Below are 22412 nucleotides of genomic sequence, written 5' to 3'. Positions count from 1 at the left end.
GCTTCTCACGGCGGGCGGCAATGGCACAGGACCGCACGAGTGCGGGGGGGAGCGAGTACGGGGAGCCGAGCACCGGAGGGGCGAGTACCGGGGGCGAGTACGGAGGGGCCGCTGAGCGGCTAAAGCGCGACCTCGCCGTCGCGGATCGCGCGCACCAGGCCCGTCACGAGATCGGCCCGCTCGGCCATCGCCTCGACCACCACGTACTCGTGGTCGGCGTGTGCTCCGCCCCCGACCGCCCCGAGGCCGTCGAGCGTCGGCACGCCGAGCGCGGCCGTGAAGTTGCCGTCGCTGCCGCCGCCGACCGCCCTGCCCTCGAGGCCCGGGATCAGCCGCCGGGCCGCCTCGAAGAGCCCGGCCGCCGCCGACTCGGGCATCGGCGGGCGGCCGACGCCTCCCCGGACCGTGATCTCCGCTCCTTCGAGGCGGGGAGTCAGGGCGGCGAAGGCGGCCTCGATACGTTCCTTCTCCTCGGGCGACTCGACGCGGACGTCGACGACGACGGCCGCCTCCGCGGGAACCACGTTGTCCAGCGTGCCGGCGGACGCGACGGTCGGCGTGACGGTCGTGCCGATGCCGGGGTCGCCGAGCGCCTCGATGGCGAGGACCTGGTGGGCCGCTTCGACCAGGGCGTTGATGCCGGCCTCGGGTTCGAGACCCGCGTGCGACGCGCGGCCCGTGATGGAGACCTCGAACGTGCCGCAGCCCTTGCGCCCTGTCTTCACTCCCCCGCCGTCGGCGGCGCCTTCGAACACCAGGACCGCGCCGCAGGCACGGGCGCGTTCCTCGATGAGGGTGCGGGAGGAGCCGGAGCCGACCTCTTCGTCCGCCGTCACCAGGATCTCGACGCCCGAGCGGTCGTCGAGCGCCGCCAGGCCCTGCACGGCCTGCACCAGACCGCCCAGCATGTCGAAGACCCCGGGGCCTGTCGCGTGTCCGTCCGTGACCTGGAACGGGCGGCGGGCGAGGGTTCCGAGCGGGAACACCGTGTCGTGGTGGCCGAGGATCAGGACGCGGGGATCGCCGCCTCCGGACCAGTGGACGTGCGGGCCCGCCTCGCTCTCGACGAGGGCCGCCTTTCCGCCGAGCCGGGCCTCGATGACGCCCGCGCCGGCTTTCGCCGACTGCGTGAGGGCGTCGCGGTCGCGCGACGGCGACTCGACTTCCACGAGTGTCCTGAGGTCTTCGATCATCACGTCGACACTCACGTCGACCGGCTCGCGCATCGTCACGCCCGACAGGGTACGTGCGCGGTCACGCACCGCCCCTGGCGGCACCGCCTCGACGCCGAGTGGGGCCGGACACCTGTGGCGGCCATGCTTCCGGGGCGAGCAGTCCGAGTACGTAGGCCCGGGCCACCAGCGCCGTGCGGTTCGGGACGCGCAGGCGGCGGCAGAGGCGCGTGAGGTGGTAGTTGACGCCGTCGGCGCCGATGCCGATCGTGCGCGCGACGACGGCCGTCGTGGCGCCGCCCGCGACCAGGCGCAGGATACGGGCCTCCTGTGCGCTGAGGGCGGGGTGGGCGAGCTCCTCCTCCGGGTCTCCGGCGCGGGCCGCGGCGCCGTCTCCCGAGGGCTCCTCCCGCTCGTCCGCCACGCACAGCGTCACGATCAGGGGCGGGGTGTCCTCCAGCGGATCGGTGACGGGTTCGACGGTGACCTGTCCGTGGTGGAGGGTTCCGCGTGCCGTCCAGCACGCCTCCACCGGGTAGCGCGACCTGCGCCCGGAGCGCATGGCCTCGTCGAGTTTGCGGAGTTGGTCGCTGTTGGTGGGGGTGAGCAGGTCGAGCAGGAGCCGGTTCGCCACGCGGCCCGGCTGGAGTCCCAGGGCTCCGGCGAAAGCCGGGTTGGCGACGGAGACGAGCCCGTTCGTGCCTGCGATGGCGGTCGGCGTCGGGGAACGGTCCAGCAGCGTGAGGAACCGCCCACGCCACACGGCGGCGTCAGCCTCCCTGTGCTTCACCACGACCGCCTCCGACACCACACGATCGGCCCGCGCCACGGCCGACTCTGCCGCTGCGTGGCCGGCTTGCGCCACGGCCGACTTGACCGATGCGTCGCCACCCCGCGCCATGGCCGACCTGGCCGCTGCGTTCTCGGCCCGCGCCACAGCTGCCCCCGGCCTCACATCGTCGGCCCGCACCACGGCCGACCTGGCCGATGCGTCGCCGACCCACGCCACGGCCGACTCTGCCCCTGCGTTCTCAGTCCGCGCCACAACTGCCCCCGGCCTCACGTCGCTGGCCAGCGCCACAGCCGACCTGGCCGATGCGTCGCCGACCCACGCCACGGCCGACTCTGCCCCTGCGTTCTCAGTCCGCGCCACAGCCGACCCCTCCCTCGCATCGCCGACCCGCGCCACGGCCCACTCCCCTCGTCCCACCGGCCCGCGCCACAACTGCCTCCGGAGCCGCCCCGCCGCGCTGCCCCGCGCCGCCCCTGACGCCAGCGTCCTCGGACTTCGTCACGTCGCCCTCCGACGCTGCTCACTTGACCGCCCAGCCCCCCTCCCCCCCGGCTCCCAGTTCACCGCCCCGTCCCCCCATCCCTTCACCTCTCCGTCCGACACCCCCACCCCCGCCCCTCCCCCTCTTCACATCCGCACCCTCATCCGGCGCGCCCAACGCATTCGGGGCCCTCGCGCAAGCCGTGACGCGGGAAAGACCCCTACAAGATTATGTAGTCCTCGCCCGAAACCGTTCGCCCCCGGGCGCCACCGTGGAGAGCGCGCCCCCTGCCGGGCGCTCAACTCCTCCGTGTCCGAGGGAAGGGGCCCTGTCGCCATGCGCGAAGAACACGCCGTCGAAGAACACACCGTCGAGGTCTGCGGTCTCCGGGACGATCCGGACCTCGTGCTGCCCACCGTCGACGTGACGGCCGCCGGGCCGACCGCCACTCCGATCCAGCAGGCCGTGGAGCTCGCGCGGCGGCACGGCCCGCTGTACGTCCGCCGGTACCACGGGCGCGAGTCGGTGTGGGCCTGCTCGCTGGAGCTGGTCGAGGAGCTGTCCGACGAGACGCGGTTCGCGAAGGGCGTCGGACCCGCCCTGGAGAACGTCCGCGGCATCGCGGGCGACGGCCTGTTCACGGCGTACAACGACGAGCCGAACTGGGCCAAGGCGCACGACATCCTGCTCCCCGCGTTCGCCATGAACTCGATGCGGACGTACCACCCGCACATGCTGCGCGTGGCCCGGCGCCTCATCGCCTCCTGGGACGGCCGGTTCGCGCCGGGCGCGGCCGAGTCCGCGCCGGTGGAGGTGTCGGAGGACATGACCAGGATGACGCTGGACACCATCGGCCTGTCCGGCTTCGGCTACGACTTCGAGTCGTTCGGCCGCACCGATCCGCACCCCTTCGTCCAGGCTCTCGTACGAGGCCTGGCGCACAGTCAGGCGAAGCTGGCCCGTGACCCGGCCGGTGACTACGCCGCCGACGACGCCGCGTTCGAGGACGACGCCGCCTTCCTCGCCCGGGTCGTCGACGAGGTGATCGAGACCCGCAAGGCGTCGGGCGACACCTCCGCCGACGACCTGCTCGGCCTGATGCTCAACTCCCCGCACCCCGGCAGCGGGGAGACCCTGGACGAGGCGAACATCCGCAACCAGGTCATCACGTTCCTGATCGCCGGGCACGAGACGACGTCCGGCACGCTCGCCTTCGCCCTTCACCACCTGGTGAAGAACCCGGCGGTCCTGCACCTCGCACAGGCCGAGGTCGACGCCCTGTGGGGCGACGAGCCGGATCCCGAGCCGACGTACGAGGACGTGGGGAAGCTCCGGTACGTGCGGCAGGTGCTCAACGAGGCACTGCGGCTGTGGCCCACCGCGCCCGCGTTCCAGCGCAGGGCCCGCGTCGACACGACGCTCGGCGGGCACCCGGTGAAGGCGGGACAGTACGTGGTCGTGCTGACGCCCATGCTGCACCGGGACCCGGTCTGGGGCGACAACGTCGAGGAGTTCGACCCCGAACGCTTCGCCCCGGAGACGGAGGCAACCCGCTCCCCGCACGCGTACAAGCCCTTCGGAACGGGCGAACGCGCCTGCATCGGGCGGCAGTTCGCGCTGCACGAGGCAACCCTGCTGCTCGGCATGCTGGTGCACCGCTACCGCTTCGTCGACCGCGCCGACTACCGGCTGAAGGTCAAGGAAACCCTCACCCTGAAGCCCGAGGGCTTCACCATGACGCTGGCGGCGCGGACCGCCGAGGACCGGGCGCGGAGCCGGGCGGCGGCAGGGAGCGCGCAGTACGGAGCCGCGCAGCCGCAGGGCGGCCCGGCGGCCGAGCACGGCCTGCCCGCGCGCGCGATGCCGGGGACCGCCCTGACGTTGTTGCACGGCTCCAACTTCGGCACCTGCCGCGGGTACGCCGAACAGCTCGCGGACCTCGCCGCCGACCTCGGCTTCGACGCGCGCGTCGCTCCGCTGGACGACGCCGCGGGCGCGCTGCCCGCCGATTCCCCCGTCGTGATCGTCACCGCCTCCTACAACGGCAGGCCCACCGACGACGCGCGCGAGTTCGTGTCCTGGCTGGCCGGGGCCGCGCCGGACGCGGCGGCCGGTGTGCGGTACGCGGTCCTCGGCGTCGGTGACCGCAACTGGGCGGCGACGTACCAGCACGTGCCCACGCTCGTCGACGACGGGCTCGCCGCCGCCGGCGCGACCCGGCTCCTCGACCGCGCCGAGGCCGACGCCTCCGGCGACCTGACCGGGTCCGTGGAGCGCTTCACCTCGGCGCTCCGCGAGACGCTGCTGCGGGAGTACGGGGATCGGGAGTACGGGGATCCGGAGAGCGCTGGGGGCAGCGCCGCCGTGCCGGCGGAGAGCAGGGTCTACGACGTCGTCGAGGTGTCCGGCGGGCCGTTGGACGCGCTGGACGCCCGGCACGGCACGGTGCCGATGACCGTGACGGAGACGGCCGACCTCGCCGACCTCACCCGTCCGTCGGCCCGTCCGAAGCGGTTCCTGCGGGTGGCGCTCCCCGACGACGTCACGTACCGCACCGCCGACCACCTCGCCGTGCTTCCGGTCAACGATCCCGCGTCGGTCGAGCGTGCGGCGGCCGTGTTCGGCGTCGGCCTCGACACGGTCCTCAGCATCCGGGCGCACCGCCCCGGCCGCACCACCCTGCCGCTGGACCGACCGGTGGCCGTACGTGAACTCCTGTCCCGTTACGTGGAGTTGGGCGATGCCCCTACAGCGGCGCAGGTCGCCCTGCTCGCGGAGCACAACCCGTGCCCGCCCGAGCGCGCCGCCCTGGAGCGTCTGGCGACCGCCCCGGACGCACTGTCCGCACGGCGCGGCAACCTCCTCGACCTGGTGGAGGACCACCCGGCCCTGCGCGGCCGACTCCCCTGGCCCGTCCTGCTCGAACTGCTTCCGCCCATCCGCGCCCGCCACTACTCGATCTCGTCGTCACCCGCCACCGCGCCCGGCCACGCCGACCTCATGGTGTCGCTCCTCTCGGCACCGGACCACTCCGGACGTGGTACGTTCCGCGGCACCGGTTCCTCGTACCTCCACGGTCTGCGGCCCGGCGACACGCTCCACGCGCGCGTGCAGCCCTGCCGCGACGCCTTCCGCGTCCCCGCGGACGCGCACACCCCGGTCGTCATGATCGGCGCGGGCACGGGTCTCGCCCCCTTCCGCGGCGCCATCGCCGACCGCCTGGAACTCCTCCGCAACGGCACCCGCCTCGCGCCCGCCCTCTGCTACTTCGGCTGCGACCACCCCGACGTCGACTACCTGCACCGCACGGAACTCGAAGCGGCGGAACGCGCGGGAGCGGTGTCGATGCGCCCCACGTACTCCCGAGCCCCCGAGGGCGAACTCCGCTACGTCCAGCACCGCGTCGCGGCCGAGTCCGAGGAGATCTGGCGCCTCCTGGAGGCCGGTGCCCAGGTCTACGTCTGCGGCGACGGAGCCCGCATGGCCCCGGGCGTCCGCGAGGCCTTCCACGACCTGCACATGAAGCACGCGGGCGCCGACGCGTCGCGGGCGGCGGCGGAGGCGTGGTGGCGGGGGCTCGTAGCCGACGGGCGGTATGTGGAGGACGTGTATGTGAGCGCCTGAGAGGGGGCGGGGGCGCCCGGCCCCCTGGGCATCACCACCGGCCTATTCGGCGGCCCCGCCTGTCCTGCTCGCCGCATCTGCCGCACCGGGCCTGCCGCCCTCTCCCTCGTGTCGGTCCTCGACGCTGCCCAGCCACAGCACGTCACGGGCCCTCGTCATCGCCACGAACAGCTGGCTTCGGCGCAGCTCTTCGTGTTCCTCGGCCGTGTCGGGGGGCCGTGGTGCGACGGGGCCGCCGGTCGGCGCCACGGGTCCGAGGGCGGCGTCGTGCCGGGGCAGGTACACCCGTTTGAACTCGAGGCCCTTCGCTCTGCGATAGCTGCCGAGTTTGACGGCGTCGACCGGGTGTCCGTCGTAGTGCTCCAGCATGCAGACCGGGATTCCCGCGCGGGTGAGCAGGCGTTGGTAGTCGGCGATGGCGCGGACCGAGGGGCACAGTACGGCGGTGTCGGCGCGTTCGGCCGTGGTCAGCTCGCGCAGGGCGGCCAGGAGCGCCTGGTCGTGTTCGGCCGCGGTCGGCTTCGAGACGCGGACGACCTGCCCGTCGTGGTAGGTGAGGTCGACGTCTCTGCGGCCGAGGGTGCGCAGCCCGTCGATGTCGTCGAACGCGTCGTCGGCGACGACGTCGAGGGCCGCGTCGAGGATCTGCTTGCTGTTGCGGTAGTTGGTGCGCAGCACCTGTCCGCGGTCGCCGCGGATGTCGATGCCCGCGTCGGACAGGCGGAAGCCGCCGGGGTAGACGGCCTGCTGGCCGTCGCCGACGAGGAGCAGTGCGTTGGGCGCGTCGCCCACCAGCGTGTGCAGCAGGCGCACGCCGACCAGGGTGAGGTCCTGGACCTCGTCCACGATCACCGCCGAGCAGGGCGGTCGCTCGGCGCCGCGCACCGCCTCCGCCAGGGCGAGGGACAGCACGTCGTTGAAATCGTGCACGCCCTTCTCGACGAGCAAGGACTCGTACGCCTCGTAGAGCTCCCACACGGCCTGCCGGTGCGGTCGCCGCAGGACCGTTCTGCGGCGGCGGCGCGGCACGTTCGCGTACGCGTCGAACGTGGTGATGCCGCGGCCCTTGATGACGTAGTCGATCTCCTGCTGCCAGTAGAGCGGCGTCGGGTCGATCTCCATCAGCCGGCCGGCGCGGCCCACGTGGGCCCAGGCGAGGCTGAACGCCGTCCGGGCCTTCTCCTTGTGCAGCCGTACCTGGACGTCGCGCGCCCGCAGGAATTCCCGTGCCCAGGCGTGCAGGCTGCTGAAGTCGACCTTGTCCGCGATCGACGGGGACATGGTTCTGAGGAAGGTGCCCTGGACCCGGGGCAGGTTGTTGGCGTAGGTGACGTACAGGATGCGGCCGTTGGTGCGGCGGGCGAGGTGGGCGGCACGGTGCAGGGCGACGACCGTCTTGCCGGTGCCTGCGGGGCCGCTGATGCGGGCCGGTCCCGACCAGTTGCGGCGGACCAGCGCGACCTGGTCGGGGTGGAGGAACGTCATCCACTGTTCGATCGGGGCGTGCAGGGCTTCTTCCAGCGCCGCGTCCCGCAGGCCTTCGAGGTCGAACAGGCCGTCGGGTTCGGCGGGTTGACGCGGGGCGGGGACCGGTGTCCGAGGTTGCCCCACCGCCGAGTCCTCGTACTCGGGGAAGACGCGCTCCAGGTGGTCGGCCATGGCACGGACCGACTCCGCGCGGAGCCGACGGGGCTCCGCGAGCAGCGCGCGTCCGACCTCGTGCTCGCCGAGGAGCCTGATCCTGCCGAGCCCGGCGTCCACGCGCCGTCCCGCGAAGACCATGAGCGGCTGGACGGCGACCGGGGACATGCCGAGGGATGCCACCGCGCTCTCGGCGGCCTTCGTGACGGCGAGGAGCTTGGCGGCGTGGTCGTCGCGCGGCTCACCGCCGGCGCGGAGTGTGCCGTCCCGCACCTCCGGCGCGGACCGCCAGTTCTTGACGTCGATGACGAAGACACCGCCCGGCCCCACGAGCAGCATGTCGACGTTGGCGCTGCGGGTGCCCGGCCAGCGCCGGTCCACGAGCAGCCGCCACCCGCGCTCGGTCAGGACCAGCAGCTGGGCGGCGACGCGCTGCTCGCCCTCGCTCGCCGCCTCCCAGCAGAGCGCCTGGCGGCGGGCCGCCTGCCACTGCTCCCGCAGCAGCCGCTCCTGGCGTCGCGCGTCCTGCGCCCGACGCGACGCCGACCCGCCTGCCGTCATGCGAGTACCCCCCTCGTACGCGGAGTAGCGATCATAGGACGATCCGCTACCGGTACGGCAGGGTGCGCGCGGTACGCCGCAGCCCCTGGGCGGTCCTCAGCCCCTGTACGTCTCGAGCAGCCGGAGCCACACCTCGCTGATCGTCGGGTACGCGGGGACCACGTGCCACAGGCGGCTCAGGGGGATCTCACCGGCGACCGCCATCGTCGCCGAGTGGATGAGTTCGCCCACTCCGGGGCCGACGAAGGTGACGCCGAGGAGGATCTCGCGGTCCAGGTCGACGATCATGCGGGCGCGGCCGCGGTAGCCGTCGGCGTAGAGACCGGCGCCCGCCACTCCGGACATGTCGTAGTCGACGGCGCGGACGCGGTGGCCCGCTGCTTCGGCCTCTGCGAGGGTCAGGCCCGCGGAGGCCGCCTCGGGGTCGGTGAAGACGACCTGCGGGACGGCGGCGTGGTCGGCGGTGGCGGCGTGGGCGCCCCAGCGGTCGGTCTCCAGGAGCGGGACGCCCTGGGCGCGGGCGGCGATGGCGGCTCCGGCGATGCGGGCCTGGTACTTGCCCTGGTGGGTGAGGAGCGCGCGGTGGTTGGCGTCGCCGACCGCGTAGAGCCAGTCGCTGCCCTCGACGCGGAGGCTGTCGTCGACCTTCAGGTAGGAGCCCGGCTCCAGGCCGACCGTCTCCAGGCCGATGTCGTCGGTGCGCGGGGCCCGGCCCGTGGCGAAGAGGATCTCGTCGGCCTGGAGGGTGGAGCCGTCGTCCAGGGTCGCCGTCACCACGCTGTCCTCGCGCCGCACCGCGGTAACCGAGACGCCGGAGCGGACCTCGGCGCCCGCCTCGGTGAGCGCCTCCCGCACCAGCTCCCCGGCGAACGGCTCCATGCGGGGCAGCAGGCCCCCGCCGCGTACCAGGACCGTGACCCGCGACCCGAGTGCCTGCCACGCGGTCGCCATCTCGACGGCGACGACACCGCCGCCGACCACCAGCAGCCGGCCGGGTGCGTGGTCGGCGCTGGTGGCCTCGCGGCTGGTCCACGGCTTGACGTCGGCGAGGCCCGGCAGGTCGGGCAGGGCCGCGCGGGTGCCGGTGCAGACGGCGACGGCGTGACGGGCCCGGAGCGTGTGCGCGGTGCCGTCCGTGCCGGTGACCGTGACCTCGCGGGGGCCCGCAATGCGGCCGTGGCCCCGGTACAGGTCGACGCCGACCCCTTCCAGCCAGCCGACCTGGCCGTCGTCCTTCCAGTGCGAGGTGTAGTCGTCGCGGTGCGCGAGGACCGCCGAGACGTCCAGTGCGCCCTGCACGGAATCGCGCAGGCCGGGGACGCGGCGGGCGTCGGCCCGGGCGATGACGGGGCGCAGCAGGGCCTTGCTGGGCATGCAGGCCCAGTAGGAGCACTCGCCCCCTACGAGCTCGCTCTCCACGATCGCGGCGCTGAGTCCCGCGGCGCGGGCGCGGTCCGCCACGTTCTCCCCCACAGGGCCGGCTCCGATGACTACTACGTCGTACGTGATGGCATCCGTCATGAGGACAGTGTGTCGGCAGGTGTGCGCCGTGGCCACACGGGTACGCGCGCCGGACACGCCCCTGCGCGCGCGGCACCTTCCGCGCGTGCGACCAGGCGGAATACGTCCGCACGATCGGCCGTTGTGCACAGCGGCCACGCCCCAAAAGGAAGTAGGGACACACCATGAGCACTGTGGAGCTCACCAAGGAGAACTTCGACCAGACGGTCACGGACAACGGTTTTGTCCTGATCGACTTCTGGGCGGAGTGGTGCGGGCCCTGCAAGCAGTTCGCCCCCGTCTACGAGAAGGCGGCCGAGGCCAACCCCGACCTGGTCTTCGCCAAGGTCGACACGGAGGCCCAGCCGGAGCTGGCCCAGGCCTTCAACATCCAGTCCATCCCGACGCTGATGATCGTCCGCGACCAGGTGGCGGTGTTCTCCCAGCCGGGCGCGCTGCCCGAGACCGCGCTCACCGACGTCATCGGGCAGGCCCGGAACCTGGACATGGACGAGGTCCGCCGCCAGGTCGCCGAGGAGCAGGCCAAGCAGCAGGGCCAGCCGGAGCAGTAGGACCGGAGCAGTGAAACCGGGAGTATCAGGGGCTGTGGGCTAGCTGGACTCGCGGTGCACGACGTCCGCTCCGAGGACGTCGTGCACCTCGGGTTCCGCGCCCGGGTCGCGCACCACGCGGTCGACCAGTTCGGCCAGGCCGCGGCCCGACGGCAGCTCTATGCGGACGGTGCTGAGGCGGGGGCGCAGCAGTTTGCCCAGCATCAGGTCGTCCGAGCCGAGCACGGCGATGTCCTCGGGTATGTCGATGCCCTCGTCCTGCAGCGCGCGCATCAGGAGCATCGCGTACTCGTCGTTGTAGGCGAAGACTGCGTCGATTCCCCGGGCGCGGCAGCGCGCGGCGAGCCGGGCGGCGGACGCCTCCTCGTAGGCGAGGGGCAGCTCGGTGACCGAGGCGCCGGCGGTGCGTGCCCGCTCCACCGTCTGACGGACCCCTTCGACGCGGGGCTCCCAGAAGGGCTCGAGGCCCTCTTCCTCGGGCACGACGACGCCGATGGTGCGCCGGCCGCGGGCCAGGAAGTGCAGGGCCGCCGCCTCGCCGACCCTGCGGCCGTCCATGAGCAGGGCGTGCGCGCCCTCGACGCGGTGCGGGCCGAGTGTGAAGACCGCCTTGGCGCCGGACCGCTTCAGGACCGTCACACCGCGCGGGTTGAGCGCGGAGGCGTCGGGTGCGAGGACGGCGACGGGGCGCAGCTCGGCCCAGGCGCGGGCCGCGTCCTCGCCGGTCAGGCCGAGGCTGGCGTACTGGACGACGGTGTAGTCGAACCTGCTGAGCGCCCACTGCAGTTCGTTGAAGAACTGGCTGAAGAGCGGGCCCATCGGGATCTCCGGCGTCGGCATGAGGACCATGCGGCTGTGTCCGGCGCGGAGGCTGCGGGCGGCGGCGTGCGGGACGTAGCCGAGTTCCCTGGCCGCTTCGTGGACGCGGCGGCGGGTGGGCTCGCTGATCCGGACGGCGCTGGTGTTGTTGAGGACGTAGGAGACGGTCGCGCGGGAGACCCCCGCCAGGCGGGCGACGTCGGCGCTCGTCGGCACGGAGCGCTGTGCGGGCTGCTGCTTCGGTATCTGCACCATGGCAGGACCAATCCTTGCAGACGGCGCCGGGGGCGCTTGAGGCGGGCGGTGGAGCCGACCGGTGCGGGCGCGGGCGCGTGGTGCCGGTGCGTGGCGCGGGCGTCCGGCGCGAACTCCCCTTCCCTCGTGCCGCGTTGGTCCGGCGCTCGATCCGCGTCGGTCCGGCGTGCGGTCTCCGTCGGCACGGTTCGCTTCGCGGTGGTGCCGTTCCCCGGCAAGCTACTCGCCGGTTAACGTTCGGGCACCCGTCGTCGAGCGAAGGTGTCCCCCACATGACTGCCGACCGTGCCGAAGGGCTGGCGCGCACCGCCCGCGCGCTGGCCGACGGAGACGTGACCTCGCGTGCGCTGACCGAGCGGACGCTGGCCAGGATCGAGGCCGCGCAGCCCGTCCTGAACGCCTTCAAGCTGGTGCGCGCGGAGGCCGCGCTCGCCGAGGCCGACGCCGCCGACCGGCGGCTCGCCGCGGGCGGGGCGGGTCCCGGGCGGCCGCTGCTCGGGGTGCCGCTTGCGGTGAAGGACGACATGGACGTGACGGGTGAGCCGACCGCGTTCGGGTGCAGGGGCGACTTTCCGCCGGCGACGGCGGACTCGGAGGCCGTGCGCAGGCTGCGGGCCGCCGGGGCCGTGATCGTCGGCAAGACCAACACGTGCGAGCTGGGCCAGTGGCCGTTCACGGAGGGGCCCGGGTTTGGGGAAACCCGCAACCCGTGGGGCATCGGGCATACACCGGGCGGATCGTCGGGCGGGTCCGCGGCCGCCGTCGCGGCGGGGCTCGTCCCCGCCGCGCTGGGCTCGGACGGCGCGGGCTCGGTGCGGATACCGGCCGCCTGGACCCACCTCGTGGGGATCAAGCCGCAGCGCGGGCGGATATCGACCTGGCCGTGGCCGGAGGCGTTCCAGGGCATCACCGTCAACGGTCCGCTGGCGAGGACGGTCGCGGACGCGGCGCTGCTCCTCGACGCGGCGAGCGGCAGCCACGCGGGCGACCTCCACCGGCCGCCCGGCATTCGGGCCGCGGAGGCCGCGACCCGCGATCCGGGCCGGCTGCGGATCGCGCTCTCCCTGCGGATGCCGTTCACGGCGACGCCCAAGCAGCTGCATCCCGTGGTGCGCGACCGGGTGGTCGCCCTCGCCGCGCGGCTCGCCGCGCTGGGCCACGACGTCGCGGCGGCCGATCCGCGCTACGGCCAGGTCGGTCTGGCGTTCGTGCCGCGCGCGACGGCGGGCATCGCCGAGTGGGCCCGGCAGGTGCCCGACGTCTCCCTCCTGGACCGGCGGACGCGGGAAGCGGCCCGCATGGGGCGGCTGTTGGGCGGCGCCCCGCTGCGGCTCGCCCGCCGCGCGGAGGCCGTGCTGCACCACCGGGTGGGAGCGATCTTCTCTACGTACGACGTGGTGATCGCCCCGACGACGGCCGCGCCGCCGCCCCGCATCGGCACGCTCGCCGCGATGAACGGCTGGCGGACCGACCGGGCCATGATCGCCGCCTGCCCCTACGCGTGGCCGTGGAACGTCCTCGGCTGGCCGGGCGTCAACGTGCCCGCGGGGCACACCCCGGGCGGGCTGCCCGTCGGTGCCCAGCTGCTCGGGCCGGCGGGAAGCGAGCCGCTTCTGGTCTCCCTGGCGGCGCAGTTGGAGGCGGACCGGCGCTGGCACGAGCGGTGGCCCGCGCCCCTGCCGGACGCGGCGGTCTCCTGAGCACGGTGTCGCGCCGACCGCGCCGACCGCACGGGCCGCGCGGTGGCCCGTGTCTTACGGACGGCGGGGAGTGGGTGCCGATCGGGAGCGGGCCGTGGGACCGGGCAGGGCGTGACGCCTGGGTGGACGTCGACCGGGTGCTGCGCGTGCACGAGCGCGGGATGCGGCGTAAGAGCCGCGCGCTGGACCGCATGCGGTTCAACCTCGTCGTGCTCCGTCTGGTCGTGCTCCATCTGGAGGAGCGGTACGGCCGACGCTGAGGTGGCCTGTGCTCAGGTCCGCGAACTCCGTCTCGAACGTGCCGCGCGTCACCGCGTCCTTCGACCGGTCGAGCACTCCGAAGACGACGTGCGTGAACTGTCCGGCGAAGCGGCCGCCGTCGCCGAGCAGGGCCCGGAAGGCCCCCGCCACCTGCGCGGGGCCGTTCATGAACACGCCGCAGCCCCAGGCGCCGAGCACCAGGCGGCGGTAGCCGCACGCGGCCGCCGTCTCCAGGACGCGCTCGGCGCGCGCGGCCAGAGCCTGCCCGATGCCGGGGGCGCGCTCCGGTGCCGTGCGGCGGATCACCCCGGCGTTCGGTGCCGCGGAGGTGAGGAAGCCGACGGTGTACGCCTCGTCGAGGAGCCTGCCGCGGTCGTCCCGGAAGACGGGAACAGCCGGTGAATGGATCACGCGGTCGCTGTAGAAGGGGTCGCGGTCGGCGCGGTGGTGGGCGTAGAACCCGGGGACTTCGAGCAGGCAGGTGTACAGCGCGGAGGCGCGGCACAGCGCCTCCTCCTGTGCCTGGGCGCCGTTCAGATAGCCCCCGCCGGGGTTGCGCGCCGAGGAGAAGTTCAGCACCGCGGCTCGGGAGGCGTCCGGCCGCGGGGACCTCTCGGCGGTCAGTCTGCGGGCCGCCTCCAGGCTGCTCTCGCCGGTGACCTCGAAGCGTGTGTGCTCCACGCGCTCGCGGGGCGGCGCCTCGACCGGGTCCGGGCCGAACATGCGCGTGCCGGCGCGTGCCGCGGCCACCACGTCGGCGATCAGCGTCTCGCGGCCGCCCTGGGTCACGTATGCCCCCGCGGCGACGATCCGCTCGGTCTCCTGCGCCTGTCCGCGCAGCCGGGCGCTCATGACCACGCCCCCGTGTCGTTCATGAACGCATGGTGAGCCGCGTGCGTCGGGCGGCGCAACAGAAATTCCGGGTACGTGAACGGCCTGAGGGGCACTCTTGTGCGGACGCCCTCAAGGGTTTTGGGTGTGACGAGCAGCACCGGATGGAAGGATCCCCGCATGCCTGAGGGAGACTGTAGGAAACACCGCACGGCGGGCCGCACAACGGCTCGTGACACGGTGTCGGAAGCCGAAGTGGAAGCACTGGTTCGTGGCATCTGCTTCAAGACAGGGCCACCCCGCACCATCGGGGTCGAACTGGAATGGCTCGTCCACGAACCGGGCCTGCCCCACCTGCCCGTACCCGCCGCCCGCCTCGAAGCGGCCTATGCCGCACTGCGGGCCCTGCCCCTGCACTCGTCCGTCACCGTCGAACCCGGCGGCCAGCTGGAGCTCAGCTCGCTTCCCGCCGATTCGCTGACGGAGTGCATCTCGGCCATGGAGGCCGATCTCGTCGTCGTACGCGACGCGTTACGTCCCCACCGCCTCACTCTCAGCGGGTTCGGCGCCGACCCGTGGCGCCCGCCGTCGCGGATCCTGCGCGAGCCCCGCTACGACGCGCTGGAGTCGTGCCTCGACCGCGGCGGCCCCGCCGGCCGCCGCATGATGTGCTCGACGGCGTCCGTGCAGATCTGCCTCGACGCCGGATACGAGGAGCCGGGCCCGCTCGGCTACGCGCGCCGCTGGCGCCTGGCGCACCTGCTCGGACCCGTCCTGGTCGCCGCGTTCGCCAACTCACCGCTGCAGGACGGCCGCCCCACCGGCTGGCGCTCGACCCGGCAGGCCGTGTGGGCGGGCATCGAGCCCGGCAGATCCGGCGCCCCGCCGCTGGACGGGGAGCCGCGCGAGACCTGGACCAGACACGCTCTGGACGCGCCGGTCATGTGCGTCAGGAGAGGGCCCGGCGAAGGTCCGTGGAGCGTTCCGGAAGGGATGAGCTTCCGGGCGTGGGCCCGCGCGGGCGCGTCCCGCAGACCCACCCGGGAGGATCTCGTATACCACCTGACCACGCTGTTCCCTCCGGTGCGCCCGCGCGGGCACCTGGAGCTGCGCATGGTCGACGCCCAGCCCGGCGATGACGGCTGGATCGTGCCGCTGGCCGTGACGAGCGCCCTGTTCGACGATCCCGGGGCCGCCGAGACCGCCTACCGTGCCGTGAAGCCGCTGGCCGAGCGGTACGGGCCGCCGGGTTCGACCGCCGCGCCGCACAATCCGCTCTGGCTGGACGCGGCACGTCACGGCCTCGCCGACCCGGAACTGCGCGAGGCCGCCGCGGCGTGCTTCGCCGCCGCCCTCGACGCGCTGCCCCGGCTCGGCGCCGAGGCGTCCGTGCGGGACGCCGTGGCGACGTACGCCGCACAGTACGTCGCGCGGGGCCGCTGTCCCGCCGACGACCTGCTGGACGCGGTGCGCGACGACCCCACCCCCCACGACACACCTGGGAAGGATGTCCGCCGATGACCGGCTCCACCATCGACCCGGAAGCGACCGACCCGGAAGCCCTGCGGGAGCGCGCCCTGAGCGCGCTCCTCGCCGCCCGGGAACGTACGACGCTCCTCACCTCCTGCGTGGAGGACGCCGAACTGGCCGCGCAGCACTCGCCTTTGATGTCGCCGCTGGTCTGGGACCTGGCGCACATCGGCAACCAGGAGGAGCAGTGGCTGCTGCGCGCGGTCGCGGGGCGCGAGGCCATGCGGCCCGAGATCGATCCGCTGTACGACGCCTTCGAGCATCCCCGCGCCGAACGTCCGAGCCTGCCGCTGCTCGCGCCCGCGGAGGCCCGCGGCTACGCGGCCGAGGTGCGGGGCCGCGCGCTCGACGTGCTGGAGAGAACGCCGTTCCGCGGCACACCGCTCACCGACGCGGGCTTCGCCTTCGGGATGATCGCGCAGCACGAGCAGCAGCATGACGAGACGATGCTGATCACACACCAGCTGCGGTCGGGGCAGACCGCCCTGACCGCTCCCGACCCGCCGGCCGGTGAGCCGTTCACCGGGCCGGCGGAAGTCCTCGTCCCCGGCGGCCCGTTCACGATGGGGACGTCCACGGAGCCGTGGGCCCTCGACAACGAACGTCCGGCGCACCACCGCCTCGTCCCGCCGTTCTTCATCGACACGACTCCGGTGACGAACGGCGCGTACCAGCGCTTCATCGAGGACGGCGGCTACGAGCGGATGCACTGGTGGGACCCGGCGGGCTGGGCGATGGTCCGCCGTCACAACCTGTGCGCGCCGCTGTTCTGGCGGCGCGAGGGCGGGCAGTGGCTGCGGCGGCGCTTCGGGACGGTCGAGCCGGTGCCGGCCGACGAGCCGGTGCTGCACGTCAGCTGGTACGAGGCCGACGCGTACGCGCGCTGGGCGGGCCGGCGCCTGCCCAGCGAGGAGGAGTGGGAGAAGGCCGCACGGTACGACCCGGTGACCGACCGGTCGACGCGCTACCCGTGGGGCGACGCGGACCCCACGCCGGAGCGCGCCAACCTGGGCCAGCGGCACCTGCGCCCCGCGCCCGCCGGGAGCTACCCCGCGGGTGAATCGCCGCTCGGAGTACGCCAGTTGATCGGTGACGTGTGGGAGTGGACGTCCGGCGACTTCCTGCCCTATCCGGGCTTCGCCGCCTTCCCCTACCGCGAGTACTCGGACGTGTTCTTCGGCGGCGACTACAAGGTGTTGCGCGGCGGCGCGTTCTCCGTCGACGAGGTGGCCTGCCGCGGCACGTTCCGCAACTGGGACCATCCGGTGCGGCGGCAGATCTTCGCGGGGTTCCGCACCGCGCGGGACGCCGGACCCACCGAGACGCCGACGCCGGGGCCCGCCTGATGTGCCGTCACTTGGCTTTCCTCGGACCGCCGGAGCCGTTGGGGAGTCTCCTCGTGGCGCCCGCACACAGCCTGTTCCGGCAGTCGTGGGCGCCCCGGATGCAGCGCTACGGCACCGTCAACGCCGACGGTTTCGGCGTGGGCTGGTACGCCGAAGGGGACCCCGCGCCCGCCCGCTACCGCCGTTCCGGTCCCATCTGGGGCGACGGCTCGTTCGCCGATCTGGCGCGGGTCGTGCGCTCCGGGGCGGTGCTCGGCGCGGTGCGCGACGCGACGCTTTCGGGTGCGGACGGGGAGGCCGCGGCGGCCCCCTTCGCCGCCGGGCCGTGGCTGTTCAGCCACAACGGCGCGATCACCGGCTGGCCCCGCTCCCTCGCCCCGCTCGCGCAGGACCTGCCCCCGGCCGACCTGCTCTCGATGGAGGCGCGCTGCGACTCCGCATTGGTGTGGGCGCTCGTCCTGAACCGGCTGCGCCGCGGCAACGAAGAGGCGCAGGCCCTCGCGGACACCGTCCTGGAGGTCGCGGAGGCCGCACCCGGTTCCCGCCTCAACCTCCTGCTCACCAACGGCGACACGATCGCCGCGACCGCCTGGGGCGACACCCTCTGGTACCTCGCGGAACCCGACCGCCGCACCGTCGTGGCCTCCGAGCCCTACGACGACGACCCGCACTGGCGCGAGGTGCCCGACCGCACCCTGCTCGCCGCCAGCCGCACCGACGTACTGCTGACCCCGCTCAAGGAGCCCCCCGCGTGAGCCCGTTCCTGCTGACCCGCACCCTGCCCGAGGACGCCACGGGCGCCGCCCTGCGCGCCGACGTCCTCCAGGGCCTCACCCGTACCCCGAAGACGCTGCCGCCCAAGTGGTTCTACGACGCGCGCGGCAGCGCCCTGTTCGAGGAGATCGCCACTCTTCCCGAGTACTACCCCACCCGCGCCGAACGCGAGATCCTCGTCACCCGGGCCGGCCTGATCGCCGAGATCACCGGTGCGCGCACGCTGATCGAGCTGGGCTCGGGCTCCTCGGAGAAGACCCGGCACCTCATCGACGCCATGGAGTCCCTGCACACCTACGTCCCCGTGGACGTGAGCGAGAGCGCGCTGACCGGCGCCGCGAACACCCTGCTCGCGCAGCGGCCCTCGCTCGACGTGCACGCCCTGATCGCCGACTTCACCCGCGGCCTCGCGCTGCCCGGCACACCCGGGCCGCGCCTGGTCGCCTTCCTCGGCGGCACGATCGGCAATCTGCTGCCCGCCGAACGCACCGCGTTCCTCTGCTCCGTACGCGACCTCCTCTCCCCCTGCGACGCGCTGCTCCTCGGCACGGACCTGGTCAAGGACGAGTCGGTCCTCGTCTCCGCGTACGACGACGGGACGGGCGTGACGGCCGCGTTCAACAAGAACGTCCTGACGGTCATCAACCGCGAGCTGGCAGGGGACTTCGATCCGGACGCGTTCGAGCACGTGGCCGTCTGGGACCGCGAGCACGAGTGGATCGAGATGCGGCTGCGCTCCACGGCCGACCAGACGGTGAAGCTCCACGCACTCGACCTCGCGGTCGACTTCGTCGCGGGCGAGGAGCTCCGCACGGAGATCTCGGCGAAGTTCCGCGAGGACGGGGTACGTTCCGAACTGGCCGCCGCCGGTCTTGAGCTGGCGCACTGGTGGACGGACGAGAGGGGGCGGTTCGCTCTCTCGCTGAGCACGGTGGCTTAGCGGGGGCCGCCCTCTGATGGCTCTCCACTCACCCGGCCACGGGGCGGCGCGCATCGTTATGCTCTCGCCCCGTGGACGAAGTCGTGGTGGTGCGGGCCGGTTCGGGTCCGGAGGTTCTGCTCGTGCACGGGGGCGCCGGCCCGCGGACGACGTGGGGCGGCCTGTCCGCCCTGGCTGACCGATGGACCCTGGCGTACGTCCACCGGCGCGGCTATCCGCCGAGTCCGGCGCCACGGGCAGGTCAGGACTACGAGGTGGACGCCCTGGACCTGGCGCCGCTGCTCGTCGGCCGCCCGCACGTCGTCGCCCACTCCTACGGCACCCTCGGGGCGTTGGCGGCGGCCGCGGCCGCGCCGGGCAGCGTGCGCTCGCTCACCCTGATCGAGCCGCCCCTCGCCTTCCTCGCCCCGGACGATCCCGACGTGGCGCGGCTCGAGCGTCTCGGCGACGCGGTCCTCACCCACGGAATGGACACGGACCCCGCCGAGCTGCGGGAGTTCCTGCGCCTCGCGGGCGCCTCCGTCGACGACGGCCCGCTCCCGGGTGGCGTGGTCGCGGGCGTCCGTCGGGCCCACGGAGCCCGGCTGACCAGCCGGGCGCGTCCACGGCTCGGCGTCATCCGCCGGGCCCGCGTCCCGGTGCTCGTCGCGTCGGGAGGCCACGCGCCCGCGCACGAGCGGATCTGCGACGCCCTCGCGGTCGCACTCGGCGGCGAGCGCACCGTACACCGGGGCGCCGGACACTTCGTCGCTGCGGCCCCGGGCTTCGCCGACCGGCTCGACACCTTCCTGCGCGCGAGCGGGAACTGACGCCCTCACTCACGCACGCGGGTCATCACGCACACAGTGGATCTTTGTAAGGGGCACGTAACAGGGATCAGGGAATTGTTGATCGCAAATGCGCGCCGTGCTGTCCTGTTGTGGAGCCGGGGAGCAGCGGCCACAAACGCATGCCCCCTACACGTAGCACCTTGACCGATACCGGTACCGGTACCGGTACTAGTGCCGTGGCCCTACCAAGCCGCTCGTCCCGCAGTCGGGTGGTGGACCGTACAGAGGAGAGACACATGCGCAGGAAGCTCGCGAAGGCCGCCGTCGTCATGGTCGGCATCGCCGCCGTCGCCGGAGTCACCACCGTCAGCGCGCAGGCGGCCGAAGGGGCGCCGATCAAGATGGCCAACTTCGAGACGTGCACCGCGTGGGGCCACGACCTGCAGGCCAAGGGCGTCGTCAAGGGCTACCACTGCGACAACATGAACCCCGAGAAGCAGTGGTACCTCACGCCCGTCTACTAGAGGCGGCAGGCCCCCGCCCGAGGGCCGAGGAGCGCAACCGGGCCAGAAGGGCCGCACCCTTGCCGGGTGCGGCCCTTCTCGTCCTAGTTCAGGAGGTCCGACACGATTTTGAGAGGGCCGGGCAGGTCGGGAATCTTGATCGGGGGCACGTTGGACACCGGCGGAGGCTCTACCGCGGCATTCGTGCTCTTCACGGACACTTCAGCCGTGGCCGAGGCGGCCGTGCCGAGAACGGCGACCGCCGCCAGCGACAGGGCGACAAGAGTTTTCCGGTACACAGGACGTCCTCTCATTCACAGGCAGCTCCTGGCGAGCAGGCCCCGTCATAGGTACCCGGAGAGCCCTCGCCTCGTACTCCCGCAATCGGGTGCACCTCACCGAACTCCGGAGCGGATCTCTAACCGAGCTCCGCGTGTCGGCAGGTTCCGGTGAATACGCGGCCGATCCGGTCGTCCAGCGCGGCGAGCATCGCCGGTTCTGGTGCGCCCTCGGGGTCGATGTGCAGGTGCAGGGCGAGTCCTTCGGCGAACGCAACGATGTGCAGGGCCTGGTCCGTCGCGTCGATCCCCTGAGCGACCTCGCCGCATACTGTGCCATTTCTGATGGCCTGCGCTACGCGTGAGCGGATACCCACGAGGGTCTCTCTCTGGACGGCGGCCAGGTCGGCGTTGTGCGCGGCTTGGCCCGCAAAGGCGAGACGGACCAGGAACTCGGCTCGGCGGGCGTCGTCCAGCGGCATGAGCTCGGCCAGCGCCTGCCGGAGCATCTCGGCGATGGTGCGACCCTCGGCCTCGCCCCGGTTCACCACCTCGTCCACTCGTGCGGTGAAACGCCCGTTGACGCGGGTGAACGTGGCCAGCAGCATCTCGTCCTTCGCCGTGAAGTAGTGCTGCACCAGGCCGACGGACACGCCCGCTTCCGCGGCGGTCCGCGCGACGGTCACGGCGGTGAGGCCGTCCCGTACGACCAGGCGTTGGACGGCGTCGGTGATCTGGCCCTGTCGGGCGTCATGGTCGGCAACTCTCGGCACGTGCAGACGGTACCGCGTGCTATAACCGTACGCCTATATTGCTACCGGAGAGGCCCTTGCGATGACCCGGCGACGCTCAATGCGCTTGTTAGGCGCAGGACTTGCTCTTGCTCTGCTGTTGTCACCCCGTATGGCCGGTGCGGACCAGGCCGGTGACGGACAGGCGGCCGACAGCCACCGTGACCCGGCCCTGCAGGCCCTGGTCGACCAGGTGGTGGCCGACCCGAACCCCAACCCGGGCGCTTTCCTGCTCGCCCGACGCGGCTCGGACGACCGCTTCGGCGCGGCCGGCGTCGCCGACCGTTCCACCGGTACGCCGATGGCACCGGACCTGAAGTTCCGCGCCGGGAGCGTCACGAAGACCTTCACCGCGACGGTCGTCCTGCAACTCGTCGCCGAGCACCGGCTGCGACTCGACGACACCGTGCAGAGCCTGCTGCCCGACCAGGTCCGCACCGGCAACGCACTGTCCGGTGCGGACATAACCATCCGCCAACTGCTCAACCACACGAGCGGGCTGTACGACTACATCGACGGGCTGCTTCCCCACTTCCGCGGGCTTGACCAGTACTGGCCCCGCGACCAGCTGATCAGCATCGGTCTTGCCCGACCCCGGTACTTCCCGACTCCCGGCACCCGGTTCCGGTACTCCAACACCAACTACCTGCTGCTCGACCTGATCGTCGAACGGACCACCGACCGCGACCTGCGCACCAATCTCGAACGCCGCATCTTCGCCCCCCTGGGGCTGCGCGGCACCTCGTACCCGCTGGCACGGACCGCCATCGACGGAGCCCATGTGCACGGCTACGCGGACGTCTCGCTCCTGCTGCCGAACGCGCCGGACCCGACCCGGTTCGACGTCACCGCGTTCAGCCCGTCCGAGGCCGGCGCATCGGGCGCCCTCGTGACAACTGCGGCCGACGTCGCACGCTTCTACCGGGCCCTGCTGCAAGGACGTCTCCTGCCCCCGGACCTGCTCCGCCGGATGCTCACCGACACCGTCCCCACCACCGGCAGCGCCCCGCCCGCTGTCGCCTACGGCCTGGGGGTCTACGTCTACGCCACCGGCTGCGGCCGTGCGTACGGCCACGGCGGCAGCGCACTGGGGTACCTGACCTTCGCCCTCAACAGCCGCGACGGGCGCGGCCAACTCGTCGCCCACACCAACTGGAACTCGTTCGCCGACACCGGGATCGACGACGACTTCTGGGCTGCCTTCCAGCAGGGTTACTGCGAAAGGTCCGGGTAGATCCCCTCGACGTCAGGCAGTAGGGACAGCTGCGGG

General features: G+C 73.0%; 17 protein-coding genes and 1 pseudogene. 11 read left to right on the top strand and 7 right to left on the bottom strand.

Annotation, left to right across the window (positions count from 1 at the left end; translation table 11 throughout):
• Positions 1-119: 119 nt before the first annotated feature.
• Together AC07DO_RS37375 and AC07DO_RS37370 are read right to left on the bottom strand one after the other, a co-directional pair.
• The gene (locus AC07DO_RS37375) at positions 120-1226 is read right to left on the bottom strand and encodes a M20/M25/M40 family metallo-hydrolase (RefSeq protein WP_479066671.1); all 1107 of its coding nucleotides are present in this window, start codon (positions 1224-1226) and stop codon (positions 120-122) included.
• Positions 1227-1254: 28 nt separating this feature from the next.
• The gene (locus tag AC07DO_RS37370; protein WP_479066530.1) at positions 1255-1965 is read right to left on the bottom strand and encodes a LuxR C-terminal-related transcriptional regulator; all 711 of its coding nucleotides are present in this window, start codon (positions 1963-1965) and stop codon (positions 1255-1257) included.
• A gap of 817 nt (positions 1966-2782) precedes the next feature.
• Here AC07DO_RS37370 and AC07DO_RS37365 point away from each other — a divergent pair.
• The gene (locus AC07DO_RS37365) at positions 2783-6070 is read left to right on the top strand and encodes a bifunctional cytochrome P450/NADPH--P450 reductase (RefSeq protein WP_479066528.1); all 3288 of its coding nucleotides are present in this window, start codon (positions 2783-2785) and stop codon (positions 6068-6070) included.
• A gap of 42 nt (positions 6071-6112) precedes the next feature.
• On the opposite strand, the gene AC07DO_RS37360 is transcribed toward AC07DO_RS37365, so the two are convergent.
• Positions 6113-8272: a nuclease-related domain-containing DEAD/DEAH box helicase gene (locus AC07DO_RS37360; RefSeq protein WP_479066526.1), complete on the bottom strand. Its 2160-nt coding sequence runs from the start codon at positions 8270-8272 to the stop codon at positions 6113-6115.
• A gap of 96 nt (positions 8273-8368) precedes the next feature.
• Positions 8369-9793: a dihydrolipoyl dehydrogenase family protein gene (locus AC07DO_RS37355; RefSeq protein WP_479066524.1), complete on the bottom strand. Its 1425-nt coding sequence runs from the start codon at positions 9791-9793 to the stop codon at positions 8369-8371.
• Between the two features lie 164 nt (positions 9794-9957).
• Here AC07DO_RS37355 and trxA point away from each other — a divergent pair, with 164 nt between their 5' ends.
• Complete coding sequence (gene trxA / locus AC07DO_RS37350) at positions 9958-10344, top strand: thioredoxin (RefSeq protein ID WP_479066522.1); 387 nt, start codon at positions 9958-9960, stop codon at positions 10342-10344.
• Positions 10345-10383: 39 nt separating this feature from the next.
• Here the strand turns inward: trxA and AC07DO_RS37345 are convergent, their stop codons facing one another.
• Entirely contained in the window at positions 10384-11418 is a 1035-nt protein-coding gene (locus tag AC07DO_RS37345) for a LacI family DNA-binding transcriptional regulator (RefSeq protein ID WP_479066520.1), read from the bottom strand.
• Positions 11419-11690: 272 nt separating this feature from the next.
• On the opposite strand from AC07DO_RS37345, the gene AC07DO_RS37340 reads away from it, so the two are divergent.
• Both AC07DO_RS37340 and AC07DO_RS37335 read left to right on the top strand, forming a co-directional pair.
• Complete coding sequence (locus tag AC07DO_RS37340) at positions 11691-13118, top strand: amidase (protein WP_479066518.1); 1428 nt, start codon at positions 11691-11693, stop codon at positions 13116-13118.
• Positions 13106-13378 (top strand): annotated as a pseudogene (locus AC07DO_RS37335) (hypothetical protein); the annotation flags it as partial. The gene AC07DO_RS37340 and the pseudogene AC07DO_RS37335, both read left to right, overlap by 13 nt.
• On the opposite strand, the gene AC07DO_RS37330 reads toward AC07DO_RS37335, so the two are convergent.
• Entirely contained in the window at positions 13317-14231 is a 915-nt protein-coding gene (locus AC07DO_RS37330; protein ID WP_479066513.1) for a TIGR02452 family protein, read from the bottom strand. The pseudogene AC07DO_RS37335 and the gene AC07DO_RS37330 overlap by 62 nt on opposite strands.
• Positions 14232-14390: 159 nt before the next feature.
• Between AC07DO_RS37330 and egtA the strand changes: the two genes are divergently transcribed.
• The 6 genes from egtA (at position 14391) to AC07DO_RS37300 (ending at position 20094) form a co-directional block, all read left to right on the top strand.
• The gene (gene egtA, locus AC07DO_RS37325; RefSeq protein ID WP_479066511.1) at positions 14391-15731 is read left to right on the top strand and encodes an ergothioneine biosynthesis glutamate--cysteine ligase EgtA; all 1341 of its coding nucleotides are present in this window, start codon (positions 14391-14393) and stop codon (positions 15729-15731) included.
• Positions 15728-17086 (top strand): ergothioneine biosynthesis protein EgtB, encoded by a 1359-nt coding sequence (egtB, locus tag AC07DO_RS37320; protein WP_479066509.1) that lies wholly within the window; start codon positions 15728-15730, stop codon positions 17084-17086. Before egtA ends, egtB begins: the two co-directional genes overlap by 4 nt.
• Entirely contained in the window at positions 17086-17841 is a 756-nt protein-coding gene (egtC, locus tag AC07DO_RS37315) for an ergothioneine biosynthesis protein EgtC (RefSeq protein ID WP_479066507.1), read from the top strand. Before egtB ends, egtC begins: the two co-directional genes overlap by 1 nt.
• Positions 17838-18800, top strand: a complete 963-nt coding sequence (gene egtD / locus AC07DO_RS37310) for an L-histidine N(alpha)-methyltransferase (RefSeq protein WP_479066504.1) — start codon at positions 17838-17840, stop codon at positions 18798-18800. The genes egtC and egtD overlap by 4 nt, the downstream gene beginning before the upstream one ends.
• Positions 18801-18871: 71 nt before the next feature.
• On the top strand, positions 18872-19609 hold the full coding sequence (locus AC07DO_RS37305) for an alpha/beta fold hydrolase (protein ID WP_479066502.1): 738 nt from the start codon (positions 18872-18874) through the stop codon (positions 19607-19609).
• Positions 19610-19866: 257 nt separating this feature from the next.
• Positions 19867-20094, top strand: a complete 228-nt coding sequence (locus AC07DO_RS37300; RefSeq protein ID WP_479066500.1) for a hypothetical protein — start codon at positions 19867-19869, stop codon at positions 20092-20094.
• A gap of 397 nt (positions 20095-20491) precedes the next feature.
• Here the strand turns inward: AC07DO_RS37300 and AC07DO_RS37295 are convergent, their stop codons facing one another.
• Positions 20492-21124 (bottom strand): TetR/AcrR family transcriptional regulator, encoded by a 633-nt coding sequence (locus tag AC07DO_RS37295; RefSeq protein WP_479066498.1) that lies wholly within the window; start codon positions 21122-21124, stop codon positions 20492-20494.
• A 130-nt stretch (positions 21125-21254) separates the two neighbouring features.
• Between AC07DO_RS37295 and AC07DO_RS37290 the strand changes: the two genes are divergently transcribed.
• A complete protein-coding gene (locus AC07DO_RS37290; protein ID WP_479066496.1) occupies positions 21255-22376 on the top strand; it encodes a serine hydrolase domain-containing protein in 1122 nt (373 codons plus the stop codon).
• Positions 22377-22412 lie beyond the last annotated feature (36 nt).

The organism is Streptomyces sp. NPDC045678, from assembly GCF_056432085.1.
Note: the sequence above shows the minus strand (reverse complement) of the source record. Positions and strands in the feature narration are given on the sequence as shown.